This is a genomic window from Echinicola sediminis, from assembly GCF_054777495.1.
Genome location: NZ_BAAHAP010000138.1, coordinates 1 through 5,844 on the forward strand (window position 1 = coordinate 1; position 5,844 = coordinate 5,844).

Here is a 5,844-nt window from a genome sequence, read left to right on the forward strand (position 1 = left end):
GTGCAGCCCATCTTTCCAATCAATTTAAAAAAGTGACGGGGCTTACGCCTTCATATTATAAGAAATTAAAGCAAAAGCGGAATCAAAACCCGGAAAATTTATAAGGTACAGGAGTGCTCAATGAGTTTTATTTTCTAGATGACCTATACGGGAGCAGGATGTGTGATATTTGTAAGTTTATTTTTTTTACTGTAAGGTTTATTTTGTGAGATATCTATAAATTCCTTAGTAAGATAAACGTGTCTACCAAATTCAAATAAGATGTCTAAGGAAAAAAACAGTAAATCGAAATCAGATAAAAAGCAGCCTGTGAAAAATTTAAAAGAAAAGCGGGCGGCGAAGGAAGCAAAGAGAAGGGAAAAAGAGAAAAAAGATTAGTCCAGCTCATCCCCATATATCAGGTATAATGCATGATATGTGCTTCTGACTGCACAGTAATAGGACTGAGCTACTACTACTGTGCATGATCTTTTATCTCTGGCCTGTTTTGAGAGGTACTCAAAAAAGCTCTTTCATTGTTTAAAAGTAAATAAATAACTTAGACGAATAGCGCTACCTATTTATCTTAATTGCTGTTTCTTTCCGGTGAAGGGGAAGATATATCCCTCATTATAGGAATTATCCACGGGATAAATATCATTTTAATTTACAATGATAGCTGATGTCATTTAAATGATTTCATATTCGAGTGGATAATCTTAAAATTATGAATCTCTCATGATAGTTGAAAAATGAATGAAAGGCAAGAACTATCCAAATGAAATTAATGCCACCATCCTAGTGGCACACCCTGATGATGAGACTATTTGGGCGGGAGGATTGATTTTAGAAAATCCTAATTGGAACTGGACCATCATTTGCCTCTGCAGGGCAAATGACAGAGATAGGGCACCAAAGTTTTATCGCGCTCTTGAAGTGTTTGGAGCCAAGGGCATAATGGCTGATCTTGACGATGGACCGGAACAAAAACCGTTAGATTTAAATTCTCTTGAAAATATTATTGTGGACCTAGTGTCTTCCAAACCAATGAATTTGATTTTTTCTCATAGTCCTTTTGGTGAATATACTCAGCATCTCCGGCATGAAGAAATCGGTAAATCAGTTATAAAATTATGGCAGGAAAAACGTATCAGGACCGATGAATTATGGCTTTTTGCCTACCACGACAATAACCTACGGCACGTGCCCAAACCTATTCCTGATGCCCACTTTCAATTACCGCTTGGAGGGAAGGTTTTCAAAGCAAAACGAGCATTAATCAGTGGCGTATATGGTTTCTCCCATGAGAGTTGGGAATTTAAGGCGTGTAGTTGGAGGGAGGCTTTTTGGTGTTTTCGAAATGCTGAGGATGCTACCAAATGGTTAAATAAACATACAAATAAATGAAGGTATTGGTATTATATGACTATCCCCCTTCCCCTGGAGGACTTTCTACTCAGGGTGATTTGTTGTATCAAGGTCTGTTGGAGATAGGGGTTGATGCCTGTGCTGTCCATTTTCAATCTTCACTGGAGAAAGAATGGTATTACCGTTGGTTTAGACCGGATATAGTGGTAGGCATTGGGTATTGGGGATATATTCAGGATATCGTTATTCATCCCAATAGATACGGGGTAGCAGCCGTTCCCTGGCTGGTAGCTGACGGATTTATTGGTAATTACCGGGAGGTTTTAAATGAGCTTCCCCTTATTTTGGTTACATCAAACTGGGTCAAACAAATGTATATTCGTGATGGTATAAAGGGCGAGAATATTGAGGTTTTGCCTGTGGGATGTAAAACGGATATATTTTATCCTGTTGCGGCAGATGACGAAAAAGTATTGGCCATAAGAGAGGCTCTTGAAATATCTTCCGATCAGTTAATGATCCTTACAGTTGGAGGAGATGCAACTTCAAAAGGAGCGCAGGAGGTCATGAAAGCACTGGCTATTATTGAAAATAGAGTTTCGGACTGGAGGTATATATGTAAAGTGTGGCCTCAGGAAAGAACTAATCTTCAGAATGTAGTCGATCGAGAACTTTCGCAATTATTAGGCATCGAAAATAGGGTTCAATACGTCACAAATACGTTTTCACGGAATTTTATGCCATATCTGATTGCAGCATGTGACATTTACGCTGCCCCCTCTAGATTGGAAGGGTTCGGTATGCCACAAGTTGAAGCAGGAGCGTGTAAAAAACCTGTTATTGGTATTAATGCGATGGGAATGTTGGATACCATAGTACATAATAAAACAGGTTTTTTGGCTAGAGTGTCACAAGAAATCGAAATCAATAAAGTTGAGCTGGGTATTGAATCTGGTTATGAAGAGACACATATAGAGGTGTTTGAAAGTCCAAGAGTAGTGGATTATAGAGCAGATGTGCATGACATTGCTAAATATTTATTGAAACTAATGAATAATAAGGCCTTGCGAGATAAAATGGGGGAAAGGGCGAGGGAATATGTCCTCGCCAATTTTGAATACCGCGTTGTAGCGCGAAAATTTATAAGGATTATTCAAGAAAGGTTGGGGATTAATTAGGAGGAGACGTGGATTCCGAAAACACCAAATTAGTTGAAGAAGCTAAGGAAGCGGCTTTGAGCGTTTTATTATATAATGCTGACGGTCCTTTTGCGGGATTGCCCAGGACCGCTGGATTTGGATATCCTGAGCCCTATACGCGGGATCTTATGTTTTCAATTCTAGGGGTAGGAGTGTCCGGAAATGAAAAGTTAATAAAGAGTACCAGAAAGGTACTGGAAAAGCTTGCCCAGAACCAATCTCCCAAAGGCCACATTCCTTCTTTGGTCCATGAAGAGGATAATAGAGGGGCAAGTGATACCACTCCGTTATTTTTATTGGGTGTAGGTATTTTCAGAAGAATAGTAGGAGAACCTCTATTTTTAGAAAAGGCTGTTAGAAAATCGTTAACGTGGATGGAATACCAAAGTCCTAATGATGAACACCTTGTTGCCCAACTGCCTACCAGTGATTGGCGGGATGAACAATGGGTAATTGGTTATGGGCTGTTTGTAAATACCCTGGTATTTAGTTTTCTGATGCTTTTGGGGTGTAAAGAAAGGGCGTTGAAAATTTTTAAGGAAATAAGATTTCTTAATCTGGACAAAAATAGAGGGCTGGGAGATGCTCAAAAAGGATTATTATGGAAGAATCCTCCTTATTATTCATTGTGGAGATATAAAGTTTTCCGTAGTGATAGATTTGATCTATTGGGCAATAGCTTGGCTATTTTGTCAGGAATAGCGTCGTTAAAAAGAGCCGAAGCCATTATTGAGTGGATTGAAAAATGGTGTCAAAAGCAAAAAAATGAAGGAAGGATAACACCAGACCTACCTCCTAATTTCTTTCCTTTTATTGAACCGGGGGACCCTGACTGGCACTCTAGGTACAGGAAATATAACATGCCAGGTGAGTACCACAATGGCGGGATTTGGCCTTTTGTATGCAGTATCTACATAAGTTCACTTGTGGCCGCCCATAAATACAACCTAGCCGAAATGAAACTGGTAAGTCTTACTCATATGGTTAAAAGTTCTAAGGAGAGTAAATTATCTTTTGGGTTTAATGAATGGATAAGGCCAAGAGATGGTCTCCCCTGTGGGCAAGATTGGCAAAGTTGGAGTGCAGCCCTTTATATGTACGCAGCCAAGTGTGTTCAAGAAAGAAAAACGCCATTTTTTGACGAAATGAGAGAAGAGGTAGCTAAAAGGTTTCAATAAAGACTGGTAGGCCCGGGCATTTTTTGCAAATATCAATAGTGGGCGTTTGCGGTTAAGTGATGGGATTATCTGGTTAATTATGAAAGAGATGAAAATCAGCAAGCGCAAATCTTCTTAGACTTTGAGGCGATATTGATTCACTTTTCTTTGCCCATTGATATCGATGTATTGTTTCCTATTTGTCTTTCTTTTAGGATCGAGCCTTTCCTAAGATAACTATTGTCCTTTGAAGCATTTGTAAATCTGTGATATATATAAATGTATGGTTGAATAGTGTAAGCTATTTAAAACCAGTGGGCTATACCTTTAGTAGTAAAGAAGCATTAAAGGGAACTCAGAGATTAATGATTTATTAAAAATACTTCAGGTATTGTTCAATTAATCTTAAGACAGGTGTCTATTTGTGGATTAAAACAACAGGAATCACTGTCAGAGTACAATGAAGAATGGTATTATTCAAATGATTTTATTATTACTAGGCAGAAAAGCATGAAAATAGGATATATAAGTACTTACCCTCCAAGAGAGTGTGGAATCGGCACCTTCACCCAAAATCTTCAACAAAATATAAAAAAAGCGTTTGAGGATGATGATATAAAATATGAAGGTAATGTGATAGCACTCAGTGATAATGATGGTCAATATATTTACCCTAAAGAGGTGAGGATGAAATTGCAACAGGATCAGCAATCAGATTATCTTGAAGTAGCTGATTTTATAAATTTAAGTGGTTTGGACCTTTGTGTGCTTGAACATGAGTTTGGAATATATGGAGGAGAAAGCGGGGTGTATATTCTTCCTCTACTTCATAAGCTCGAGATGCCATTTATTGTTACGCTTCACACTGTTCTTGATACCCCTTCGTATAATCAAAAGATTATCTTAAAAGAGATATGCAGAATGGCCAAAGCGATCGTGGTTATGAGTAATAAGGCCGTTAAATTGCTCGAAGAAATATACCTTGTGCCCGAAGAAAAAATAAATTTGATAGAACACGGGGTCCCTGATATCCACTATGACGCTTCTGAAGTGAGAAAAACTTTTCGCTTTAATGGCAAAAAGGTATTGTTAACCTTCGGCTTTATCAGCCGCAATAAAGGAATCGAAACAGTGATCAAATCACTTCCGGAGGTAATTAAAAAATATCCCGATACCATTTATTTAATAATGGGGAAAACACATCCGAATGTAATCAAATATGCAGGTGAAGAGTATCGAAATTATCTCCATCGTCTAGCGAAGAATTTGGATGTGCAAGACCATGTAATATTTATAAATGAGTTTATTGACGAAAGTGAACTGGTGAGATATCTTACTGCTTGTGATGTTTATATTACTCCCTATCTGGCCAAAACCCAAATAACCAGCGGGACCCTTAGTTATGCTTTTGGGGCAGGCTGCGCGGTAGTGTCCACACCTTATTGGCATGCAGAAGAACTTCTTGCAAGCGGAAAAGGGAAAATTTTCGGTTTTAAAAATCACGAAGAACTTTCCATGCTCTTGAACAGCTTATTCGATGATCCTGACCAATTGAAAGGGATCAAAGAAAAGGCACTTGAATATGGAAAGACCATAACTTGGCCCGAGATTGGGAGAAAGTATAAAAATCTTTTAAATTCTGTATTAGAGGAAGTGCCAATCAATACGGAAAAAAGAAAAATCATTTTGAATATTCGGTTAATGCCCAAATTTTCACTGACGCATATCAAACGATTGACAGATGACACAGGGATTATCCAACATGCGAAATACGGTATTCCCAATCTCAAGGAAGGGTATTGTCTGGATGATAATGCTAGGGCGCTTATTATGGTCCTAATGGCTTATAAGCAGAAACATGATCCACTGGCCTTAGAGTATATGCCTATTTACCTTAGTTATATTCATTATATGCAAAATCCGGACGGTACTTTTAAGAACTTTCTGGGATTCAACAGAACGTTCAAGGATGAAGTAGGATCAGAAGATTCGTTTGGAAGAACCATTTGGGCATTGGGTTACCTTTTGGGAAATGCCCCTAATGATGCCTATTTCCAAGCTGGTCGATTACTGTTTTTTGATGCGGTGCCCAATTTCGAAAAACTAAAATCAATTAGAAGTATCGCCAATACGATTATTGG

At 38.3% G+C, this 5,844-nt stretch carries 4 protein-coding genes; all 4 read left to right on the forward strand.

The annotated features are described in order from the left end of the window. The first annotated feature begins 735 nt into the window (after positions 1-735). Positions 736-1,386, forward strand: coding sequence for a PIG-L family deacetylase (locus tag ACYVAA_RS20965; RefSeq protein ID WP_460545590.1), 651 nt, complete (start codon positions 736-738; stop codon positions 1,384-1,386). After that, complete coding sequence (locus ACYVAA_RS20970) at positions 1,383-2,525, forward strand: glycosyltransferase family 4 protein (RefSeq protein WP_460545593.1); 1,143 nt, start codon at positions 1,383-1,385, stop codon at positions 2,523-2,525. Before ACYVAA_RS20965 ends, ACYVAA_RS20970 begins: the two co-directional genes overlap by 4 nt. Positions 2,526-2,698: 173 nt before the next feature. Then, positions 2,699-3,724: a glycoside hydrolase 100 family protein gene (locus ACYVAA_RS20975; RefSeq protein WP_460545595.1), complete on the forward strand. Its 1,026-nt coding sequence runs from the start codon at positions 2,699-2,701 to the stop codon at positions 3,722-3,724. Between the two features lie 489 nt (positions 3,725-4,213). Further along, positions 4,214-5,844, forward strand: a 1,631-nt coding sequence (locus ACYVAA_RS20980) for a glycosyltransferase family 4 protein (RefSeq protein WP_460545597.1), incomplete at its 3' end; no start/stop codon positions are given.